The sequence below is a fragment of the Paenibacillus cisolokensis genome (assembly GCF_050481165.1).
GTDB classification, from domain to species: Bacteria; Bacillota; Bacilli; order Paenibacillales; family Paenibacillaceae; genus Paenibacillus_AH; species Paenibacillus_AH cisolokensis.
Genome location: NZ_JBCNFP010000118.1, coordinates 1 through 21,259, shown reverse-complemented (window position 1 = coordinate 21,259; position 21,259 = coordinate 1). Strand labels below are relative to the sequence as shown.

At 51.9% G+C, this 21,259-nt stretch carries 23 protein-coding genes and 1 tRNA gene; 16 read left to right on the top strand and 8 right to left on the bottom strand.

Annotated features, from left to right (window positions below):
• Positions 1-14 precede the first annotated feature (14 nt).
• From remB to dnaA, 5 genes are all read right to left on the bottom strand, one after another.
• Positions 15-263: an extracellular matrix regulator RemB gene (gene remB / locus ABEV74_RS18915; protein ID WP_062489716.1), complete on the bottom strand. Its 249-nt coding sequence runs from the start codon at positions 261-263 to the stop codon at positions 15-17.
• Positions 264-312: 49 nt separating this feature from the next.
• Complete coding sequence (gene recF, locus ABEV74_RS18910) at positions 313-1,425, bottom strand: DNA replication/repair protein RecF (protein ID WP_430148460.1); 1,113 nt, start codon at positions 1,423-1,425, stop codon at positions 313-315.
• A 56-nt stretch (positions 1,426-1,481) separates the two neighbouring features.
• Complete coding sequence (yaaA, locus tag ABEV74_RS18905; RefSeq protein WP_430148457.1) at positions 1,482-1,697, bottom strand: S4 domain-containing protein YaaA; 216 nt, start codon at positions 1,695-1,697, stop codon at positions 1,482-1,484.
• Between the two features lie 38 nt (positions 1,698-1,735).
• Positions 1,736-2,878, bottom strand: coding sequence for a DNA polymerase III subunit beta (dnaN, locus tag ABEV74_RS18900; protein ID WP_430148454.1), 1,143 nt, complete (start codon positions 2,876-2,878; stop codon positions 1,736-1,738).
• Between the two features lie 205 nt (positions 2,879-3,083).
• Positions 3,084-4,436 (bottom strand): chromosomal replication initiator protein DnaA, encoded by a 1,353-nt coding sequence (gene dnaA / locus ABEV74_RS18895; RefSeq protein ID WP_430148452.1) that lies wholly within the window; start codon positions 4,434-4,436, stop codon positions 3,084-3,086.
• A gap of 658 nt (positions 4,437-5,094) precedes the next feature.
• Here dnaA and rpmH point away from each other — a divergent pair.
• The 12 genes from rpmH (at position 5,095) to ABEV74_RS18835 (ending at position 16,589) form a co-directional block, all read left to right on the top strand.
• Entirely contained in the window at positions 5,095-5,229 is a 135-nt protein-coding gene (rpmH, locus tag ABEV74_RS18890; protein ID WP_062489725.1) for a 50S ribosomal protein L34, read from the top strand.
• Between the two features lie 148 nt (positions 5,230-5,377).
• A complete protein-coding gene (rnpA, locus tag ABEV74_RS18885) occupies positions 5,378-5,725 on the top strand; it encodes a ribonuclease P protein component (RefSeq protein WP_062489726.1) in 348 nt (115 codons plus the stop codon).
• A 141-nt stretch (positions 5,726-5,866) separates the two neighbouring features.
• A complete protein-coding gene (locus tag ABEV74_RS18880) occupies positions 5,867-6,640 on the top strand; it encodes a YidC/Oxa1 family membrane protein insertase (RefSeq protein WP_062489727.1) in 774 nt (257 codons plus the stop codon).
• Complete coding sequence (gene jag, locus ABEV74_RS18875; RefSeq protein ID WP_430148448.1) at positions 6,637-7,260, top strand: RNA-binding cell elongation regulator Jag/EloR; 624 nt, start codon at positions 6,637-6,639, stop codon at positions 7,258-7,260. The genes ABEV74_RS18880 and jag overlap by 4 nt, the downstream gene beginning before the upstream one ends.
• Positions 7,261-7,545: 285 nt before the next feature.
• Positions 7,546-8,931 (top strand): tRNA uridine-5-carboxymethylaminomethyl(34) synthesis GTPase MnmE, encoded by a 1,386-nt coding sequence (mnmE, locus tag ABEV74_RS18870; RefSeq protein ID WP_062489731.1) that lies wholly within the window; start codon positions 7,546-7,548, stop codon positions 8,929-8,931.
• A 27-nt stretch (positions 8,932-8,958) separates the two neighbouring features.
• Entirely contained in the window at positions 8,959-10,845 is a 1,887-nt protein-coding gene (gene mnmG, locus ABEV74_RS18865) for a tRNA uridine-5-carboxymethylaminomethyl(34) synthesis enzyme MnmG (protein WP_430148445.1), read from the top strand.
• A gap of 3 nt (positions 10,846-10,848) precedes the next feature.
• Entirely contained in the window at positions 10,849-11,571 is a 723-nt protein-coding gene (rsmG, locus tag ABEV74_RS18860) for a 16S rRNA (guanine(527)-N(7))-methyltransferase RsmG (RefSeq protein WP_430148442.1), read from the top strand.
• 308 nt (positions 11,572-11,879) lie between these two features.
• Entirely contained in the window at positions 11,880-12,698 is an 819-nt protein-coding gene (noc, locus tag ABEV74_RS18855; protein WP_062496392.1) for a nucleoid occlusion protein, read from the top strand.
• Between the two features lie 348 nt (positions 12,699-13,046).
• Positions 13,047-13,820 carry a ParA family protein gene (locus tag ABEV74_RS18850; RefSeq protein WP_062489734.1) on the top strand — a complete coding sequence of 258 codons (774 nt, stop codon included), beginning with the start codon at positions 13,047-13,049 and terminating at the stop codon, positions 13,818-13,820.
• Entirely contained in the window at positions 13,801-14,646 is an 846-nt protein-coding gene (locus ABEV74_RS18845) for a ParB/RepB/Spo0J family partition protein (protein WP_430148438.1), read from the top strand. Before ABEV74_RS18850 ends, ABEV74_RS18845 begins: the two co-directional genes overlap by 20 nt.
• 208 nt (positions 14,647-14,854) lie before the next feature.
• Positions 14,855-16,024 (top strand): aminotransferase class V-fold PLP-dependent enzyme, encoded by a 1,170-nt coding sequence (locus ABEV74_RS18840; RefSeq protein WP_062489739.1) that lies wholly within the window; start codon positions 14,855-14,857, stop codon positions 16,022-16,024.
• A 58-nt stretch (positions 16,025-16,082) separates the two neighbouring features.
• Positions 16,083-16,589 carry a DUF4446 family protein gene (locus ABEV74_RS18835; protein ID WP_430148435.1) on the top strand — a complete coding sequence of 169 codons (507 nt, stop codon included), beginning with the start codon at positions 16,083-16,085 and terminating at the stop codon, positions 16,587-16,589.
• On the opposite strand, the gene yyaC is transcribed toward ABEV74_RS18835, so the two are convergent.
• Positions 16,564-17,154 carry a spore protease YyaC gene (gene yyaC, locus ABEV74_RS18830; protein ID WP_430148432.1) on the bottom strand — a complete coding sequence of 197 codons (591 nt, stop codon included), beginning with the start codon at positions 17,152-17,154 and terminating at the stop codon, positions 16,564-16,566. The genes ABEV74_RS18835 and yyaC overlap by 26 nt on opposite strands.
• A 77-nt stretch (positions 17,155-17,231) precedes the next feature.
• Here yyaC and ABEV74_RS18825 point away from each other — a divergent pair, with 77 nt between their 5' ends.
• From ABEV74_RS18825 to ABEV74_RS18810, 4 genes are all read left to right on the top strand, one after another.
• Positions 17,232-17,489: a putative Se/S carrier protein gene (locus ABEV74_RS18825; protein WP_430148430.1), complete on the top strand. Its 258-nt coding sequence runs from the start codon at positions 17,232-17,234 to the stop codon at positions 17,487-17,489.
• Positions 17,473-18,324 carry a mechanosensitive ion channel family protein gene (locus ABEV74_RS18820; RefSeq protein ID WP_430148427.1) on the top strand — a complete coding sequence of 284 codons (852 nt, stop codon included), beginning with the start codon at positions 17,473-17,475 and terminating at the stop codon, positions 18,322-18,324. Before ABEV74_RS18825 ends, ABEV74_RS18820 begins: the two co-directional genes overlap by 17 nt.
• A gap of 41 nt (positions 18,325-18,365) precedes the next feature.
• Positions 18,366-18,584, top strand: coding sequence for a DUF951 domain-containing protein (locus ABEV74_RS18815; RefSeq protein WP_062489745.1), 219 nt, complete (start codon positions 18,366-18,368; stop codon positions 18,582-18,584).
• A gap of 188 nt (positions 18,585-18,772) precedes the next feature.
• A tRNA-Ser gene (locus ABEV74_RS18810) sits at positions 18,773-18,863 on the top strand.
• Positions 18,864-19,084: 221 nt separating this feature from the next.
• Here the strand turns inward: ABEV74_RS18810 and ABEV74_RS18805 are convergent.
• Positions 19,085-19,810, bottom strand: coding sequence for a M50 family metallopeptidase (locus ABEV74_RS18805; protein ID WP_430148424.1), 726 nt, complete (start codon positions 19,808-19,810; stop codon positions 19,085-19,087).
• Positions 19,811-20,210: 400 nt separating this feature from the next.
• On the bottom strand, positions 20,211-20,390 hold the full coding sequence (locus ABEV74_RS18800) for a YjzC family protein (RefSeq protein WP_062489750.1): 180 nt from the start codon (positions 20,388-20,390) through the stop codon (positions 20,211-20,213).
• Positions 20,391-21,259: the final 869 nt, after the last annotated feature.

Genomic DNA, 21,259 nt, shown 5'->3' with positions numbered 1-21,259 from the left:
GGCGACGGAAATCATCAAAATGCCGCAAAATGATGTGCGCGCTTCTTCAGCGTGGAGGACGAAATCGGCGAATAGTAAATTTTCTGTTTGGTCACCACGATAGATTTCGGTTCCTCTTCTCCGATCGTTTCAACGTCCTTGCGCTTGCGGGCTCCCGCCACGAATTGCTTGGAAAGCTTGGAGGATTGCTCAATCGAGATATCGAAAATAGCTACAAGCTCCGCAGCACGAATGATTTTCTCGCCGCCCAGATGGATATACACAGCCTCATCCTCCTTACTTGCTCCGTATGCCCCCGGTATATTTATCGCTTTAATGCGTCACTTTGCCATTCTGCACCTGATAGATGCCGGCATCCTGAAGTTTGCCGACATCGACGCTTTCGAGTCCGGTCGTTGTAATGAACGTCTGCACTTTGCTTTGAAATGTTTCGATTAGTTGCGTCTGCCGGTTGCGGTCAAGCTCCGAAAGAACATCGTCCAACAGCAGCAGCGGATATTCCCCGATTTCCTCGCGAATCAGCTCGATCTCCGCCAGCTTTAGCGAAAGCGCGGTCGTACGCTGCTGGCCCTGCGAGCCGTAGACTTGCGCTTCCTTCCCGTTGATCGAGAAGGACATGTCGTCGCGGTGGGGGCCGATCAGCGTCATGCCCCGGCGGATTTCCTGATCCTTTACCTGTGATAACTTTATCATAAATTGATTGAATAAAACAGCTTCATCTTGTTCGAGATCGATCTCGAAGGACGGGCGGTATTGCACATCAAGCTTTTCGCCGCCGGCGGTAATCCCCGCATGGATCTGCTCCGCCCATATTTGCAGTTTATGAATAAAGTGTTTCCTTTTTTTCATAATTTTAACACCGTATTCAGCCAACTGCGCGTTCCATACGTCGAGTAGCGCCTCCTGCAGATTCGCCCCCCGGCCGGCCGTCTTCAGGTAATTGTTGCGCTGGACGAGCGCCTTGCCATATTGCTGCAGTGTATGCAAATAACCGGGCTGCACCTGGCCGATTTCCATATCGAGAAAACGCCGGCGCACGCCCGGTGTACCTTTCACTATTTCCAAATCTTCCGGAGCGAACATGACGACGTTGAGCGTTCCGACGAAGTCGCTCAATTTGCGCTGTTCCAGTCCGTTGATTTTCGCTTTCTTGCCTTGCGGGGAAAAAGTAAGATCAAGTGTTACCGAGCCATACCGTTTTTCGACCGTTCCCGATATCCGGGCGCTCTCTGCCTGCCAGCCGATCAGCTCGCGGTCCTTGGACGTGCGATGGGATTTGGTGAGCGCCAGCGCGAAGATCGCTTCCAGCAGATTGGTCTTGCCCTGGGCGTTCGGACCGACGAATAAATTGACTTTGCGGTCGGTATCCAGCTCCAGCGAATCGTAGTTGCGGTAATGCTGCAACGTGATCTGTTTCAAAAACACGCGTTATAGCCTCCCGGTCGTTAATCGTTTCGCGAAACGCCGTCTCGGACCGGCGATCAGCGCCGTATAATCTCAAATGCGCCGAATCCTTCGACGTCCACTCGATCCCCGGGGTACAGCTTGCGCCCCCTTCGGTTGTCGGGCTCTTCGTTGACGGCAACGCTGCGCTCCTGCAGAAAAGGCTTGGCCTGGCCTCCCGTATCGATGCACTCGGACAGTTTCAGAAACTGTCCGAGCGTAATGTATTCCGTATGAATGTAAACAGCTTTCATCCGTTGACAAGCTCCTTTCGCCGCGAATCTCTCATCCGTCAACCTGTCGTGCGGTACGGCAGTATTAGGTGCAGGCTGTAGGGAGCGTCGGTCGGTCGAATGATGATCGGGCTCATCGGTCCCGTAAAGCCGATAAACAGCCGCTCGCTGTCGATAACTTTGAGCGCATCGAGCATATATTTGGAGTTGAACGCGATGCGGAGAGGCTCTCCGTTCAGACTGGCGACGTCGATCTGTTCCGTCACTTTGCCAAGATCCGAAGAACTGGAAGAAATTTCGATCATGCCGTTGTCGAGCGTAACGAGCCGGACGATATTCGTCTTCTCCTCCCTCGACATCAGATAAGCCCGGTCGATCGCGTCGCTCAGCGATTTTGTGTTTAAAACGAGTTCTGTTTTGTACACTTGCGGAATAATCTTGGAAGTGTCGGGATATGTCCCGTCCAGAACGCGGGAATAAAACAGCAGGTTGCCGGTTTTGAACAGCACCTGATTGTCCGCAACGACGATTTCCACCGGTTCGTCCGAGTCGGGGACAAGACGCGACAGCTCGGCCATCGTTCGCGAAGAAATGACAACATTCGAGAAGCGGTAATCGGGATTCGCTTCGACAGTCGCCGTACGCGTGGACAGACGGTGGCGGTCTGTCGCGACGAACTTCAGTTCGCTTCCCTGCAAATACCAGAGAATACCGGTCAAAATCGGCGTCTGTTCGCTTGTCGAAGCGGAAAAAATCGTTTCGCGCACCATCGTTTTCAGCAGGTCGCCCGGAATCCGGATAATCTCGTTCTCGTTAAGCACAGGCAGCACGGGGAACTCTTCCGGATCGAGCCCGACCATCTGAATGTCGGTCGAACCGGAGCGGATCGAGGTTTGATACCGTTCGCCCACCTCGATTTCGACATCATCGGCCGGAAGTTTCTTGACGATTTCGGCAAAAAATTTGGCGGCGAGCACGACGCTGCCGGGCCTGTCTACGCTGACCACGATACGGTCGCCTTGTTCCGACGGAATGTAGCTTTGAATCGAAATATCGGTGTCGCTTGCCGTCAGCGTTACGCCATGATGCGCTACATCGAATTTTATGCCGCCGAGTATCGGAATTGCGGGACGCGAGGAAGCGGCTTTCGCCACTTGCTGGATCGCTTCGTTCAATTCGTTTTTTGCAATAGTCAGCTTCAATGAATTCACTCCTAAACGATTACGGGACTTATAGGTTCGCCGCGCCGTGACGGCAGTTGTGCCGATAATATGGGATGATGTATATTATAACATTTTTTCGTAGTAGACGTAGTAGAGCCGCTGAATATGTGGATATGTGTAGAAAATGGCGACGAAACAAGCCTATCCACATGTGCATAGCGTGTGCATAGGCTTGTCCGGTTGTTCACGTATGTTGTTTGACCTTTTCGGTCAGATTTTGCACGATTTTGAATAATTCCTGGTCCTGCTTGATCAGCTGGGATATTTTTTCATGAGCGTGAATGACGGTCGTATGATCGCGTCCGCCGAACGCTTCGCCAATTTTCGGCAGCGAGAAGTCGGTCAGCTCCCGCGACAGATACATGGCGACCTGACGGGGAAAAGCGACGGCTTTCGTCCGTTTTCTCGCTTTGAAATCTTCGAGCCGCAAACCGTAAAATTCGCCGACTTTCTGCTGAATATCCTGAATCGTAATCATTTTCGGCCGGCCTGACGGGATAATATCTTTGAGCGCTTCCGCCGCCAGATGCGCCGTAATGTCTTCATTAATGAGGGACGAGTAGGCGACGACGCGGATCAGCGCCCCTTCCAGCTCGCGAATGTTCGTGTCGATCTGACTGGCGATATAAGCCATCGCCTCATTCGGGATATCGAGATTTTCCGCTTTGGCCTTCTTGCGCAAAATGGCGATCCGCGTCTCCAAATCCGGAGGCTGGATATCCGTCATCAAGCCCCACTCGAACCGGGATCTCAGCCGCTCTTCCAGCGTCGGAATTTCTTTCGGCGGCCGGTCGCTGGAGATGACGATCTGCTTGCGCTCCTCGTGCAGCGCGTTAAATGTATGAAAAAACTCCTCCTGCGTCGACTCTTTGCCGGCGAGAAACTGGATATCGTCAATAAGCAGCACGTCGATGTTGCGGTATTTCGTCCGGAAACTTTCGCCGCGGTTGTCGCGAATTGCGTTAATGAATTCGTTGGTAAATTTCTCCGACGAGATGTACAGCACTTTGGTGCTCGGATTATGATCCAAAATATAATGGCCGATCGCATGCATCAGGTGCGTCTTGCCCAGCCCGACGCCGCCGTACAAAAACAGCGGATTGTACGATTTGGCCGGCGCTTCCGCTACGGCGAGCGCGGCAGCGTGGGCGAAACGGTTGTTCACGCCGATGACAAAAGTGTCGAATGTATATTTTGGATTCAGCGCATGCGTAAAAGTCTCTTCCTGGACGGCGGGAGCCGGCGCGGATGGTTGGGCCGGTGCGGCAGGCTCGGGATATTTGGCCTCCTCTTCGATCTCGAACTTGACGTCGATCTGTCGGTTCAAGCATTCGTAGAGCGTGTTGCGCACCAGCTTCGTGTAGCGACCTTCAAGCCATTCTACGGCAAATGCCGTGGGCGCCGTAACGACAATTTTGGAGTCGTCGACAAAATAAGCTTTCGTCGCCTTGAACCACGTATCGAAGCTCGGCTTGCTCAGTTTCGTCTGAATCATTGACAATACTTGGTGCCATATTTCGTTGGCATGACTGTCCACAGACTGTCACTCCTTATTTATTCTGCCGAAATTCGGCGGGAAATGCGAAAAAAAACTGTCGAATGGACGGACTGTTTCAGGATATCATCCACAATATGAAGTAACGATTGATCGCAATCGGTCAAGAAGGGGATAAATTGTTCACAATGTTATCCACAGACTGTTGATAATGCGGAGTTCATTCGGGAGTCATCCACAACTAAAACAAATTCATCATAGCAAAATCAGCCCTTTATTTCAACGAAGAAGCGGATTTTATCCACAATTTCAATAGGTTGTGTATAACAGTTATAGACAACCACTAGATATTGTTTACAGCCTGTTAAAAATTCGACAAAAACCGCCGCTTGCGTGAAAATGTTATTCACATGTTGCTAATTCGACGGCGTCTGACGGCCGTCGCGAATGTTATCCACAATCGCCGGTCCGATCCGGCTGCCCGTTCGGCCGGCGCATTGACATTTGCGGCCGGACGTGGTTAAATGGTAAAAGACTTTTTATGAGAAATATAAGGGAAGTATACGATTCGGGTTATGCTTGGCTTATATTTCGAACGCGAAAATGATGCTTATCCGCCTGAGACGAAGACGGCGAAGCCGTTTGCGCCAGGGTCAGGTTAAGCAGGACTGGATCTGCCGAGTGGAGGTGCTAACAAAATATGAAACCGACGTTCAAACCGAACGTAAGCAAACGCAAGAAGGTGCACGGCTTCCGCAAGCGGATGAGCACGAAGAACGGCCGTAAAGTGCTGGCTGCTCGCCGCAAGAAGGGAAGAAAAGTAATCAGCGCCTAAAGGGAAGACCACGTCCGGTGGTCTTTTTTTTTCGGTTTTTACGCGAATTCGCGAATGATGGCCGGTAAAATACCGGAAACGGAGTCTAATTTTGCTTCCGGAAGGCCATTCTAATTAATGATGAAAGAAAGTTCGGTGGTCGAAGCCCGTGCAACGAAAGCTGCGTTTACGCAATCGCGAGGAATTTAGCCGGATTTACCGGTCAGGCAAATCGTTCGCCAACGGCCAGTTCGTCGTCTATTGGTCCAGGCAGCCGGCTGCCGAGCCGTTTCGGCTCGGCGTATCGGCGAGCCGGAAAATCGGCAACGCTGTAGTAAGAAATCGGCTGCGGAGAGTGGTGAAGGAGATCGTCCGTCTCCATGCGGACCGCATCGTGCCCCAGGTCGATTTGATTTTGATCGTTCGCAAGCCGGCCGTTAGTATGAAGACGAAGGAATTGGAGCGGAGCGTGCTGCACGTTTTGCGGAAGGCCGGGTTGCTGAAGCCGCGGGACTGAGCTTTCGGACAGGGCGCGGCTTACGGTTGCGAACGGCCGCCGGAAGGGCGCTTACCTCGCAATGGACAGACAGTTTCTTTGCATACGAAATTATGGTATAGTGTTGAATGAAATGCGATGGCTCTGAGAGAGGAGTTTTACATGTTGTCCCGGATTTCAAATAAAAGATGGCGGTTAGCGGGAGCCATGCTGATCCTGGTACTGCTGCTTGCAGGCTGCTCTACCGGTCAAATGACGGAAACGGAAGATTTGCTTAACGGAAACTTCTGGGAACGAAACGTCGTATACTGGTTCGCGTTGATGCTCGATACGTTCGCCGGATGGTTTAACGAATCGTACGGCTTGTCCATTCTGCTGCTGACCATTATCGTCCGTACGCTGATATTGCCGTTGACGCTCAAGCAGTACCGCAGCTCGAAGGCGATGCAGAAGCTGCAGCCCGAGCTTGCCAAAATCAAGCAGAAATATAAAGACAATCCGCAGAAGCAGCAGGAAGAAACGATGAAGCTGTTCCAGCAGCATCAGGTCAATCCGCTCGCAGGTTGCTTGCCGCTGCTGATCCAGATGCCGATATTTATCGCGCTGTACAATGCGATTTACGGAAACCCGGATATTCGCGAGCATACATTCCTGTGGATGCAGCTCGGAGAACGGGATCCCTACTATATTTTGCCGGTCATCGCGGCCATTACGACCTATCTGCAGTCGAAAATGATGATGTCGACGCAACAAGCCGCTCCCGGCATGCAGGGAATCATGATGATTTTCCCTGTGCTGATCTTTGTTATGGCGCTGTCATTCCCGGCAGCCTTGCCGTTGTACTGGATATATAGCAACATCTATACGATCATCCAAAACTATTTTCTGTATGTGCGTACCTCATCCAAGGAAAAGGAGGGTGTACCTGCGAAATGAAGAAAATCGTCGTGTCGGGCAAAACGATCGAAGATGCTGTGCGTAACGGTTTGGAGCAATGGCAAGTGAGCGAGGATCGCGTAGAGGTGAACGTGCTGGAACAGCCGGCCAAAGGGTTGTTCGGCCTGATCGGCGCCAGAGACGCCAAGGTGGAGCTGACGCTTCGGCCGGATGCGGCGGAAGAAGCCGAGGCTTTCGTGGCGAGCGTCGCCCGCGCGATGGGACTCGACGTCCGGATCGAGCGGCGCGAAAGTCCCGACGGATTGCTCTTCGCCCTGACAGGCGGAGAGGATCTCGGCATGCTAATCGGCCGCCGTGGCCAGACGCTCGATGCTTTGCAATATTTGGTTAATATTGTAGCCAATCGTTACGCAGACCATCATCTTCGAATTGTGCTCGATGCGGAAGATTTTCGCGAGCGTCGGCGCAAGACATTGGAACAGCTCTCGGAGAGGCTTGCGGGCCGGGTAGTCCGAACGAGAAAAGACGTCGAGCTGGAGCCGATGTCGGCGCATGAGCGTAAAGTCATTCATTCGCAGCTGCAGCATCATCCGAAGGTCAAGACATACAGCAAGGGCGACGAACCGAACCGGCGAGTCGTCATTACGATGAAGGTATAACGCTACCGAAGTAAATGTAGACGATAGACGCAGCAATGGCTGGAACGGTCATTGCTGTTTTTCCGTTTATCGAAGGATGCGGTTCCTGGTTTCAGGTTATGATGGAAAGACGGAAACACCGCTTACGAGGGGACTTTTCCTGCGGAAAAGTTAAGCTTATGCTTACGTAGAGACTTTTCTTTCGGAAAAGTGAGTCAATGCTTACGAAGCTATTTTTGCTCCGGAAAAGTTAAGCGTATGCTTTCGAAGAGACTTTTCCTCCGGAAAAGTTTTAGGAGGTGCCCAATGCACACAACACACGACACAATCGCAGCCATATCGACGGCGGTCGGCGAAGGGGGGATTGCCGTTATCCGGGTCAGCGGTCCCGAAGCGATCGCCCGCTGTGCGGCAGTGTTCCGATCGTCGCATGATTTGACGAAGGCGGAAAGCCATACCGTCCACTATGGACATATCGTCGACCCCGTCAGCGGCGAAAAAATAGAAGAGGTGCTCGTTACGGTGATGCGCGGTCCGAGGTCGTTTACAGCCGAGGACGTCGTGGAAATCGGCGCGCATGGAGGCGTTGTAGCCGTCAAACGGGTGCTGGAAACATTGCTGGCCCAGGATGGAATACGTCTTGCGGAACCGGGCGAGTTTACGAAACGGGCTTTCCTGAACGGGCGGATCGACCTGATGCAGGCGGAAGCCGTAATCGATTTGATCCGTTCCAAATCTGACAGAGCGTTTGCAGTAGCCATGAAGCAGGCTGAGGGCACCCTGTCCAAACGTATTCGCGAGCTTCGGCAATCGCTGATCGAGCTGCTTGCTCATGTCGAGGTGAATATCGATTATCCGGAGCATGATGTGGCGGAAATGACCAATGCCTATATTCGCGAACGATGCGGAAAAGCGGTCGAAGAGATCGAGAAGCTGCTAAAAACGGCGAAGGAAGGCAAAATATTGCGGGAAGGCATCGTTACCGCCATCGTCGGTCGGCCGAACGTCGGCAAATCTTCGCTGCTCAATGCGCTGACCAGGGAGAATAAGGCGATTGTAACCGATATTCCGGGTACGACCCGGGATATTATCGAAGAATATGTGACGATTAACGGCATTCCGCTTAGGCTGCTCGATACGGCCGGCATTCGCGAGACGACGGATGTTGTCGAGAAAATCGGGGTGGAGCGTTCCCGTTCGGCGCTGGAGGAAGCCGATCTGATCCTGTTTGTGTTGAATGGAAGCGAGCCGCTGCATGAAGACGAGCTCGAGCTGCTCGGCAAGCTGAAGGATCGGCGCATGATCGTCATCGTCAACAAAAGCGATTTGCCCCAGCAGATCGAACTGGAGCCGATTAAAGCGATCGTGCCGGAGGAATCGATTGTACGCATGTCGGTAAAGGCCGAGCAGGGCCTGGACGATTTGGAGGGAGCGATCAGTGCGCTCTTTTTCGAAGGCCAGCTGGAATCGCATGATTTGACTTATGTCAGCAACGTTCGGCATATTACGCTGTTGAAGCAGGCGCAGCAATCGCTTCGCGATGCGATCGAAGCGACGGAAGCGGGTATTCCGATCGATATTATACAAATTGACATTCGAAACGCTTGGGAGCAACTGGGGGAATTGATCGGGGATGCGGTTGGGGAATCGCTGATCGATCAAATCTTTTCCCAATTTTGCCTCGGCAAGTAATGACGCCAAGCAAGGAGGTATTAGGCAATGGGATATGAAGCTGGTCAATACGACGTAATCGTCGTTGGCGCGGGCCATGCCGGCTGCGAGGCAGCGCTTGCCGCCGCCCGAATGGGCTGCGATACGCTGCTCTTGACGATCAATCTGGATATGGTCGCTTTCATGCCGTGCAATCCGTCGATCGGCGGACCGGCGAAAGGACATGTGGTTCGGGAAATCGATGCGCTCGGCGGCGAAATGGGCCGCAATATCGACAAAACCTTTATTCAAATGCGCATGCTCAATACGGGCAAAGGACCGGCCGTACATGCGCTGCGCGCGCAAGCCGACAAATTTTCCTATCAGCATATGATGAAGAAAACGATCGAGGAAACGGAAAATTTGACGCTTCGCCAAGGAATGGTCGACGAGCTTATTGTCGAAGACGGGCGATGCGTAGGCGTCGTGACGAAAACCGGCGCGGCGTATCGGGCGAAAGCGGTCGTTCTGACGACCGGTACGTATCTTCGCGGCAAAATTATTATGGGCGAGCTGATGTATGAGAGCGGTCCGAACAATCAGCAGCCATCCGTCAAATTGTCGGAAAATTTGCGTTCGCTCGGATTCGAGCTCGTACGTTTCAAAACGGGAACGCCGCCGCGCGTTCATAGAGATACGATCGATTTCGACAAAATGGAAATTCAGCCCGGCGACCCGAATCCGAAGTTTTTCTCGTATGAAACGGAATCGTCGGACAATGAGCAATTGCCTTGCTGGTTGACTTACACTTCGGAGGAAACGCATCAGATTATTAACGAAAATTTGCACCGTGCACCGATGTTTTCGGGGCAGATCGAAGGAACGGGACCGCGTTATTGCCCGTCGATCGAAGATAAAATCGTGCGCTTTGCCGACAAGCCGAAGCATCAGATTTTTCTGGAGCCGGAAGGTAAGCATACGTCGGAATATTATGTGCAGGGGCTGTCGACCAGCATGCCGGAAGACGTGCAGCTGCGCATGCTTCGTTCGATACCGGGAATGGAAAAGGTCGAAATGATGCGCAACGGCTATGCGATCGAGTACGATGCGATCGTACCGACCCAATTGTGGCCCTCTCTGGAAACGAAGCGGCTGCCCGGCCTGTTTACGGCAGGGCAAATCAACGGGACTTCGGGCTATGAAGAGGCGGCCGGTCAGGGCATTATGGCGGGGATCAATGCGGCGCGCAGCGTCCAGGGCAAGGAGCCGATCGTCCTGAAACGGTCGCAAGCTTATATCGGCGTACTGATCGACGATCTTGTGACGAAAGGGACGAACGAGCCTTACCGGCTGCTTACGTCCCGCGCCGAATATCGGCTGCTGCTCCGGCACGACAATGCCGATCTGCGCCTGACGGAAATCGGCTACGAAATCGGTCTTATCTCCGAGGAGCGGTACAACAAATTTCTGCGGAAGAAGCAGCTTGTAGAGGAAGAGATCGAACGGCTTCGCACGACAAAGGTTCGTCCCGAAGAAGCGGCCGCGATGCTCGAATCGTTGTCATCCGCACCGCTATCGAATTCTGTCGACGCACTATCGCTGTTGCGCAGACCGGAAGTGACATATGCGCATCTCGAAACGATCGTGCCTTCGCCGCTGCCTCTGTCGGAAGAAATGAAGGAGCAGGTCGAAATTCAGATCAAATACGCGGGTTATATCGAAAAACAGCTGCAGCAAGTCGAACGGTTGGCCAAAATGGAAAACAAACGGATACCGGCCGACATCGATTACATGGATGTGCATGGATTGGCGTCGGAAGCCAAACAGAAGCTGTCGAACATTCGTCCGCTATCGATCGGGCAGGCTTCGAGAATTTCCGGCGTGACGCCGGCCGACATTTCCATTTTGCTTGTTTATTTGGAGCATTATAATCGCGTTACAGCGGCGCGGGGGTAACCTATGGATGCAACATGGACCTGGTTTCGGGAAAAGCTGTCCGAGCGGCAAATTGACCTGTCGGAGGAGCAGCTTCATCAGTTTGAAACGTATTGGCGGCTGCTCGTAGAGTGGAATGAAAAAATGAATCTGACGGGCATAACGGAGAGAGAAGCGGTATACGAGAAGCATTTTTTCGACTCGATCACGCTTTCTTTCTTCGTTCCCTTTAACGGTGAAATCCGGATGGCCGATATCGGATCGGGCGCAGGTTTTCCAAGTCTGCCGCTTAAAATATGCTTTCCATATATACGGCTTACGATTGTCGACTCTTTGAACAAGAGAATTCAATTTCTTCGTCATGTAACGGAGGCGATCGGTCTGCGCCAGGTCGAGATGATTCATGGCAGGGCAGAGGATGTCGCCCGGCTGCCCGAGCATCGGGACCAATACGATATCGTGACCGCGCGGGCAGTAGCCAAATTAAACGTCTTGAACGAGCTTTGTTTGCCTTTCGTCCGGAAAGGAGGCGTATTCGCGGCCATGAAAGGTGCGAATCCGGCGGAGGAAGTGGCGGAAGCGGGCAGAAGCATACGCGAATTAAAAGGCGAGCTGGAACAGGTATATCGATTGGAGCTTCCTTTCGAACAGTCGGAAAGGCATATTATTACGATTCGCAAAGTCGCTTCGACGCCGCGCAGCTACCCGCGAAAAGCAGGGGTTCCGCTCAAGCAGCCGCTTGTATAAACGTTTGACATGGATGCCATGTTCCACGTGAAACATTCGGCTGCACTTTTACGTATTGGGTATGCTTTGCTTTCGTGCGCAACCGGAACGGCATCCCGAAAGGTTTTTTCCGCTACGCAAGGCTGTCAAGCAGGAAATTGGCAAAAAGCTGGCGAATCTCTTTCATTAATAAGAGAATAATGGAATGAAGGCAAGACGCGAAAATGTTCCAAGCAGTCCGGAACGCCCAATAAGTCGCTTGCCCGGCAAGTATGGGCAAGAAACGGTTAAAGTTATCGGCATATTATATTCGGGTGGTAATTGACGATATGAAAGAACAATTTTCTCGTTTATTCGGGTTTAGCGATCGGAGCAACAATCAGGATGAAGTGAAACAAATTGCGGTGGATCAAATTGATACGAGTCCCTATCAGCCTCGCACCATATTTGACGATGACCGCATCGACGAGTTGTGCCAGACGATTAAAACGCATGGCGTTATACAACCGATCGTTGTCCGTATGCGCAATAACCGTTACGAGATTATAGCCGGAGAACGACGCTGGCGTGCCGTCAGCAAGCTTGGCATGGAAACGATACCGGCCATTGTCCGGGAATTTAACGATTCGCAGGCCGCGTCGATTGCGTTGATCGAAAATTTGCAGCGGGAAGGCTTGACGGCGATCGAGGAAGCGATCGCTTATCAGAAGCTGATCGACCTGCACAATTTGACGCAGGAAAGTCTGGCGCAACGGCTGGGCAAAAGCCAGTCGACCATTGCCAATAAAATACGCCTGCTCAGTCTCAGCGAACCGGTGAAAAATGCGCTCATGGAGCGTAAAATTACGGAAAGACATGCCCGGGCTTTGTTGGCTCTGGACACGGAGGAGCTTCAGGTCAAGGTGCTCCAGGATATCTTGACGAAGGAATTGAATGTCAAGCAAACGGAAAGCCGGGTTGCCTTTTATAAGGAAGTATCCAAAACGAAAAAGTCGAAACGTATTTCTTTCACGAAAGACGTCCGGCTGGCGCTAAATACGATCCGCCAATCGATCGATATGGTATCGGGTACCGGGATGAAGATTAAAACGAATGAGAAAGATCATGAAGATCACTACGAAATTATTATCAAAATTCCAAAACGATAATGAAATCGTTGACAATCGGATACCCCAGCTTGTTGACGTCCGATCGCACCCGGAAAGCTTCGACAAGCTATGCAGTTGTTCCGCAGGTTAGACGATTCGAACGGGGAAGCTCCGATCTGTCCGGTGGCAAGGAGTCGTTTCGGATAGGCGAAAGCGGCGAAGCAAGCCGCTTTTTCTCTGTTTGAGGCGATGCCGCGATATCGGAATTGATATTTCCTTTCCGCCGAAATATAGCGCGCCGCACCTGGCCGTATGCGGCGAGCCTAGCGGCATAATTGCTTACTGCCTAAACATTCGTGCGGTAATCGGCCAGGGGGTTAATCCCTAATCAAGATAGAGGTGAACGGTTTGTCTAAAATTATTGCAATAACGAACCAGAAGGGCGGTGTCGGCAAAACGACAACGTCTGTTAATTTGGGCGCCAGTCTGGCTTCGTTGGGGAAACGGGTACTGCTTGTGGACATCGATCCTCAGGGCAACACGACAAGCGGTATCGGGATCAATAAAGCCGATGTCGAGAACAGCATATACGATGTATTGATCAACGAGGTGCCGGCAAAGGATGCGATCGTCGAAACGGCGATTCCGGGGCTGAAAATTATTCCGGCAACCATTCAATTGGCTGGCGCCGAAATCGAGCTTGTTCCGACGATGTCGCGGGAAGTTCGGTTGAAAAAATCGCTGCAGCTGGTCAAAAACCAATTCGATTATATATTGATCGATTGTCCGCCCTCGCTTGGAATCTTGACGATCAATTCGTTAACGGCGGCAGATTCGGTCATTATTCCTATTCAATGCGAATACTATGCCCTGGAAGGGTTAAGTCAGCTGCTTAATACGATACGCCTCGTCCAGAAACATTTGAATACGTCACTGCAAATCGAAGGGGTATTGTTGACGATGTTCGATGCCCGTACCAATCTGGGCATTCAAGTGATCGAGGAAGTGAAAAAATATTTTCAGCAGAAGGTGTATCAAACCATTATACCGCGCAATGTTCGATTAAGCGAAGCGCCATCGCACGGACAAGCGATTATAACATATGATCCCAGATCTAAAGGGGCAGAGGTATATCTCGAACTTGCGAAGGAAGTGATCATGTATGAGCAAGCGGCTAGGTAGAGGTCTTGATGCGCTTATCCCATCGCTTACCGTCAGTGAAGATGATAAAGTGGTGGAATTGCCGTTGTCGCAATTGCGGCCCAATCCGTACCAGCCTCGCAAAACATTCGATGAAGATTCGATTCGCGAATTGGCCGAATCGATTCGCCAGCATGGCGTCATCCAACCGATTATTGTACGTTCTGTTTTAAAGGGCTATGAGATCATTGCCGGGGAGCGACGGTTCAGAGCTTCACAATACTGCGGCAACGAGACGATTCCGGCTGTCATCCGGTCGTTTACCGATCAGCAGGTGATGGAAATCGCCCTGATCGAAAATTTGCAGCGGGAAGATTTGAATGCGATGGAGATCGCAGTCGCGTATCAGTCGCTGATGGAAAAATTCAATTTAACGCAAGAAGAACTGTCACTTAAAGTAGGGAAGTCCCGTTCGCATATTGCCAACTTCGTACGGTTGTTAAGTTTACCTACGGAAATTAAAGAACATGTTTCACGTGGAACATTGTCGATGGGACATGCCCGCGCCCTGGCCGGTGTGAAGGACGAGAGACAGATGAAGCAATTGGCTTCCGATGCGGTAGCCAACGGTTGGAGCGTCAGAGAACTGGAGGATGCTGTTCAAAAGCTGGAGCGCCAAGAGCCGGAAAAGAATAAGGCGCGCGCCAAAAAACGCGATCCGTATATCGAGCATATTGAGGAGTCGTTGCGCGAACGTTTCAAGACGACGGTAAAAATCAAGCAGCATAAGGATAAAGGGCGCATAGAGCTTCAATATTATAGCAAACAAGATCTGGAAAGACTGTTGGAGCTGCTGCAGCTGGAATAAGGAGCTTCATTCCGGCCTTCGGCCATATACAGACGATCGGCTTTGCAAAGATTGAAACAATGTCTTTGATATACTTAATTGCTGCATACCGTCCGCAGACTTCATGTCGAACAGAAAACCGGTATGCTTTTTTGTTTGCTGCCGGGCTGGTATACTGAAGCATATGCTTGTTTATAGCTATAGATAATCGGCGAAGAGGGGTGGGACAATGGAAAGGCAGGCGGATTCGATCATATATTTGGATCATGCGGCTACTTCATGGCCGAAGCCTCCGGAAGTCATTGAAGCGGTCCGGGAAGCGTTGCTGCATGACACGGCCAATCCGGGGCGCGGCAGTCATCGGATGGCCGTACGGGCCAGCCGCATCCTGTTTGAAGCGCGCAAGCAGCTCGGTCAATTGTTTCGGATTGCGAATCCGAACGATATCGCGTTTATGCTGAATACGACGATGGCGTTGAATGTCGCGATTAAAGGGTTTGTGAAGCCAGGCGATCATGTTGTGGCTACCGCAGTGGAGCATAATTCGGTTCGCCGTCCGCTGGAATATTTGAAACAATCGATCGGCGTGCGCGTCTCCTATATAGAGCCCGATGCCGACGGCGAGCAGTTGGCTGCGCAAGTGGAAGACGCATTGCGTCCGGATACGTCGCTGGTCATCGTCAACCACAGTTCGAACCTGCTCGGATCGATTATGCCCGTCGAGCAGATCGGCGCCTTGACCCGCAAAAGAGGAATTGCGCTGCTTGTCGATGCCGCGCAGAGCGCAGGCGTGCTGCCCATCGACGTCGAGGCGATGGGGATTGACATGCTGGCTTTTCCCGGGCACAAGGGACTGCTCGGTCCGCAAGGTACGGGAGGGCTGTATATACGTCCCGATCTCGAAGTGGCGCCGCTTATGCACGGGGGAACGGGCAGCCAATCGGAAACGCCCGAACAGCCGTCCATTCGTCCGGACCGCTACGAAGCCGGCACGCCGAATACGCCGGGACTGGCAGGGTTGGCTGCGGGCGTCCGGCACGTACTGCATGAGTCGGTCGAAAAAATTTATAATAGAGAATGGGCGTTGACGCAACGCTTATTGGAAGGTCTCCGGGAAGTTCCGGGCATTCGCCTGCTCGGACCGGCTGTCGGGCGTCCGCGGACAGGCATCGTTTCATTCGTGCTGAACGGCGTCGATCCGGCGGAGATGGCTTTTATTCTCGATCAGCATTACGGTATTGCGGTTCGCGCCGGCTTCCATTGTACGCCTCTGGCGCATCATTACGCCGGAACGACGGAAACGGGAGCGGTCAGAGCGAGCGTCGGATATGGAACGGACGAACAACACGTAGATGCATTGATTGAAGCGGTAAAGGAAATAAGAAAACACTATACGTGAAGATTTGGACAACAGGCAGCGTTTGTCGGGCACATCGTGGGGGAGCGGATGGAATGATATGAATGAATGGTTGAATAGTCCGGATCAATTTGTTGCAGTATTGGCTTGTTTGGGCGTGTTGGTTTTGCTCGTCATGCTGTTGTGGATCAGGGTCGGCATTTTAAGCCGCCGTTTAAAAAAATTGCGTGCGCAGTATTTGCAGATGATGGGAAAAACCGGCGTCGCCAATCTGGAAGAAATCATTTTGGAATTGAAAGAACGGCTTTCCGGACATGATGAAGCCATCCGCGGCCATCAAGCCGGGATGGAACAGATCAAGGACGCGCTTCACAATCTAAAAGGCCACGTCGGCGTCGTCCGGTATAATGCGTTCGGCGAAAGAGGAAACGATCTGAGCTTCTCGCTGGCCATTGTAAGCAAGGAGCAGGATGGCGTCGTATTTACCGGACTGTACGGCCGGGAGGAAACTTTCGTATATGCCAAGCCGCTGCAGGGAGGGGCATCGCCCTACCCGCTTACACCGGAGGAACGCGAAGCGATCAATCTTGCGCTGCAGCGCAAGTAGACGAGCTTTTGCAGGCCGTAATGGCGGTATACAGACTCTGGGCGATAATTTCCGACATGCGCATCACGAGATGAAGCCGCGTATTCTGGAGCACGAAATATTCCATGAAGCCGCCGACATTGACAATACCGGTCATGTGAATATCGCCGACGGGAGGAAGCTCCTTGTTGACGCCGGCGCCCGGACGTACCGGCCCTTTGCCGACCTGAATGCAGCCTACGCTGGAAACTTGTCCGAGACACGCGTCAATGCCAATAATGAACGGCATGCTGATCTGATGGCGGATGCGTGCCAGCGTCTCGTCCAGGTTCATTGCATGGACCGGTTCCTCCAAGGTGCCGAACAGGTCGAAGAGGGAGCTGTTATGGCGGCTCAAGGCCGTGCCGACAAGAGGGCCGAGCGCATCGCCGGTCGAGCGGTCAGTACCTATGCAGACGATGACGATGCGCTGATCTTTCGCGGATTCGCCGATGATCGAGATGAGCCGGCGGGTCAGCAAATTGACGACATCCGGATCGGTATAAGGAATTTTGAACGGCGTTTCTTTCGAGTGAACCAGTTTCATAGCTTCCCCCTCGCCTCCATGTAAAGTATTACTAGTATATGGACGAGACAACCTTTTTATACTACGGGAGGTAAGAGATGCTCATTGCGTTCGATTCGACGCAGCAAGCGCTTCGCGCCGAGATGCTTCTTGAATATGCGGAGATTGACATCGACATTTGTCCGACGCCTAAAGAAATAACGGCAGGCTGCGCGCTCTCCATTCAATTTCCCGACGAAGATCTGAGTTGTGTAAAAGAGGTTGTCGTCAAGGAAAAGGTGGAGATCCGCGGCATATTCCGATTAACGGAAAATGGGTATGAGGAGATAAGGGAATGGCATGAGGAAGATTTTTGAAGTTGACAATTCGGAAGCCGTAACCGAAGTCATCGAGGACGCCTATAATTGGGCAGTGAATCCTGACGTATGGCGGGACATCGGAATCGGCGCAATACGCATCCTGTTGATCATCGCTTTTGGGCAGCTTGTAATCTGGATCATTCACAAGGCGATCGACCGTTTTCTGGAGCGCGATACTAAGCGATTGCCGCTGCGGATGAGAAGGGTCCAAACGGTCGGCAGATTGTTGAAAAACATAGCGTCCTATGTCTTATACTTCGTTATCGGGATGCTTGTGCTGTCCGAATTCAATATTAACCTCGGACCGCTCCTTGCCGGAGCCGGCGTGCTTGGACTTGCGATCGGTTTCGGCGCGCAAAGTCTTGTGAAAGATGTTATTGCCGGCTTCTTTATTATTTTGGAGGATCAGTTCGCGGTAGGCGACGTCATCGAGACCGGAAAATTCAAAGGAACGGTGGAAGTCATCGGTCTTCGCGCCACCCGGATTCAAAGTTGGACAGGAGAAGTTCATATTATACCGAACGGTATGATTAGCGATGTGACGAATTTTTCATTAAACAATTCGCTTGCCGTCATCGATATTCCGATCCCTCATGAAGAGAACATCGAGCGGATCACGGAAGCGATCAATCATACATTAAGTCAATTGAAAGAACCGAATTTGGTAAGGACTCCGGAATTGATCGGTATTCAATCGCTCAATGCAAGCGAAGTGGTACTGCGAATCGTCGCGGAATGCCGTCCGAATACGCAGGCGGCCGTAACCCGGGCCATCAATATTGCATTGAAGAAGGCTTTGGACGAACGGCGCATGGAAAAAGACAACGGATGAACGGTTGTTAGAAATGGGAAGAGAAGGGAGGAGCATTATCCATGGAGCGTAAGCAATTTCAGCTTGGGGACATCGTACAGATGAAGAAGCCGCATCCGTGCGGCACGAATGAGATGGAAGTGATTCGAATGGGGATGGATATCCGGATCAAATGTGTCGGCTGCAAGCACAGCGTACTCATCCCCCGAGCCAAGTTTGAGAAGAATATGAAAAAGGTGCTTCGGTCGGCCGAACCCGCTCCGCCGGATGCGGAACCGTAATGCGGCAGCGTAAAGGGGAAGCGGATGCTCAGGCTCAGATCGCCGGCAGCAGAATGCGCGGTTGGTTAGGATATAAAGGCGGTCTGAGCCTCACGCATTATGAAATGACCGAAATTTCTGTCTAATTGAAAATGGATCAAGTAATACTTGCAACAAAACAAACGCTGTGATAGAATAAATTTTGTTGTGGAGAGGTACCCAAGTGGTCCAAGGGGGCTGACTCGAAATCAGCTAGGCGTCTCACGGCGTGCGTGGGTTCGAATCCCACCCTCTCCGCCATAAAGGTAAAACGTAGATAAAGCGGCCTGACAGGGCCGCTTTTTGTATGCTTCGGGCTTGACGCCGTTCTCTTCGATGCAGCCGATCGCACCGTACGTCCGGCAAGGAGCGGCATGCTTCGCCATGGGGCGATATCGCTGCAGCAGTTCTGCAGCTCGCCGTCGCCGTATGCAGCGGTGGGCGGCGACGAATAGCCCTTCGAGACGATTTTTACCGAACCGCTATTCCTTTCCGAAGCCGCGGCGGAAAAGCAGGCCGGTCGAAACTTTGGCGCACCAGAGCGCGAACACGACGAACAGCAGACTCCAGGCGAATGCGGGCATCACGGTCATTTGCCCGAGAATCGCGGCATCTCCGGCCGCTTCGGGTTTGACAAACGAAAGAGACAGAATGACGAACGAACTGATGACCGATTCGACCAGAAAGATGAACGCGATTAGCGTGTAGTAACCGGTTTTGAGCCACGGAGGCGCAAACGCATAGATAAACCCGGTCAATACGCCAAAGCCGGCGCACCAGGCCATGCCGTATCCGTTGCGGACAAACAGCGCAAGGCCGATCGCCGCCAGAATCGTGACGATAACAAGTCCCAGCCCTTCTCTCCGGCGGGCGTAAAGGTAAAACAGCAGCACGGTGAACAGCGAAGAGCCGACATATCCGGCAAGCGCTATGAAAACGGCCGTTCCTTTACCGGAATAGGACGATAACGTTACCCCGCTTTGATCGGAAAACAAATAAATGTACATCACGTCGCCGGAGAGCAGCAGCGTTACAACGGCGTGGGCCATCTCATGAATCAGCGTATTCACGTTCCGGAAAAATTCCGAAAAAGGCAGCAATCGTGTAAGAACGGCGGTAACGAACAGGATGCCCCCCATCATCAGCCAAGAACGAATCGATAATCCCCTCTTCCTGCCTTCAAGGCGGTAATGAACGGCCTGCGTCATTTGACAATGATTGTATCATATTCATACGGTCGGCCGCTTGTTTACGATTTCAGGAAAATTGATGAAACAGCAAAAAAGAGAGCCCGTATGGGCTCTCTTCCGACGGCGGTTGATGGTTGAGTCATTGAAATGCACAGGCAGCTTCAGAAAACGGGGCACCGCTTGCTCGCTTCAATTTTGTCGGCAGACCGTATGGACTGCTTTGCAAAATCCGCGATCGGGCGTGTGTGTTACAGACATCGTCTTTGGCACATCCCTCCGCTTCTACGCTGAGTGGATCAAATCCTCATGTCGTTGTTGCACCAAATGGTTCAACGGAACCACACCTCTCTTACGCCGTCAAAATTAGAATGCGCAAGCGCGGCGGGGAATATGCGCCGCCGTTTCTTCCGGATTTTCTCTAACGCATTCGTTTCCATTTGCGATTATGATTCGTGGTGTCGGGAAACCGCTCACCTTTGCGAAGCCGGATTTTATGAGGATTGTTAATGCCCATATGAAACGAATTTTCGCCGTCTTCGATGTAAATGCCGTCGTTCGGCGCTTTGTCGCCGGGCTCGAATCGGGTCCATTCACCCATCTGATGCGTCGCCTCCATCCCTTTAATGGCATCGGAGCGGTTCGTAAGCTCCCACAGAATAGTGTGTGCGGACAACGCAAAACGATGCATCGCCGGTCTCCGTATTCTTGGCAGCGCAACGGCGTGCCCGACGACTGCTTTTCTCTGCCGGGGCAGACCGGCAACGGCTTCCGTGATGAAAGGGACAGCAGCGCCGTAAACCTCGGACGAGTTGTATCTGATCGGCTAACTGCCGGACAGACGGCAGGATTGTTTTTACCACAGAAGTACGAGAGATTACGAACGATTTTCTCCTCTAAAGGAGCGTTAGAAATACGAACAAAGCTCCGTCTGATTTTATGAGCAATTCAATTCAATTTTAGGGAGGGTACATATTTGAAGTTGAATGCAAAGTATTTCGTTGTCTCCATGTTGATCCGTGGTCCTACTCATTCCCGGTCAGGTTTTTGGTTCCAGCAACAAGGCCCAAACAAGTTCACCGCCCGATAATGTAGGTCCTTTCACCATCTTCGATCCGAATTTCAAATACCTTGACGATGGAACTGGTAGTTTGTCCAATATCGGGGATAACAAAGTCAGAGTTTGGGGCCAGACCTTGGGTACCCAAAGAGTTGACACGATTGGTGTTCAGGTTACGTTGCAGAGGTGGACGGGTTCACAGTGGATCGATGTCAATACGGGAGCCAATAGCACGTTTTCCAATGCCTCGTATGCTTACTCCAGTCGCGAAATAAGCGTATCGACGGGATACTATTACCGGGTTAAAACCAGGCATTGGATTGTATATGGAGACGTGCGCGAGGAAGGAACCGTTTACTCGGATTCTTTACTGATCAAATAATAAATTTACTCAACTTTCGCAGCTTAAT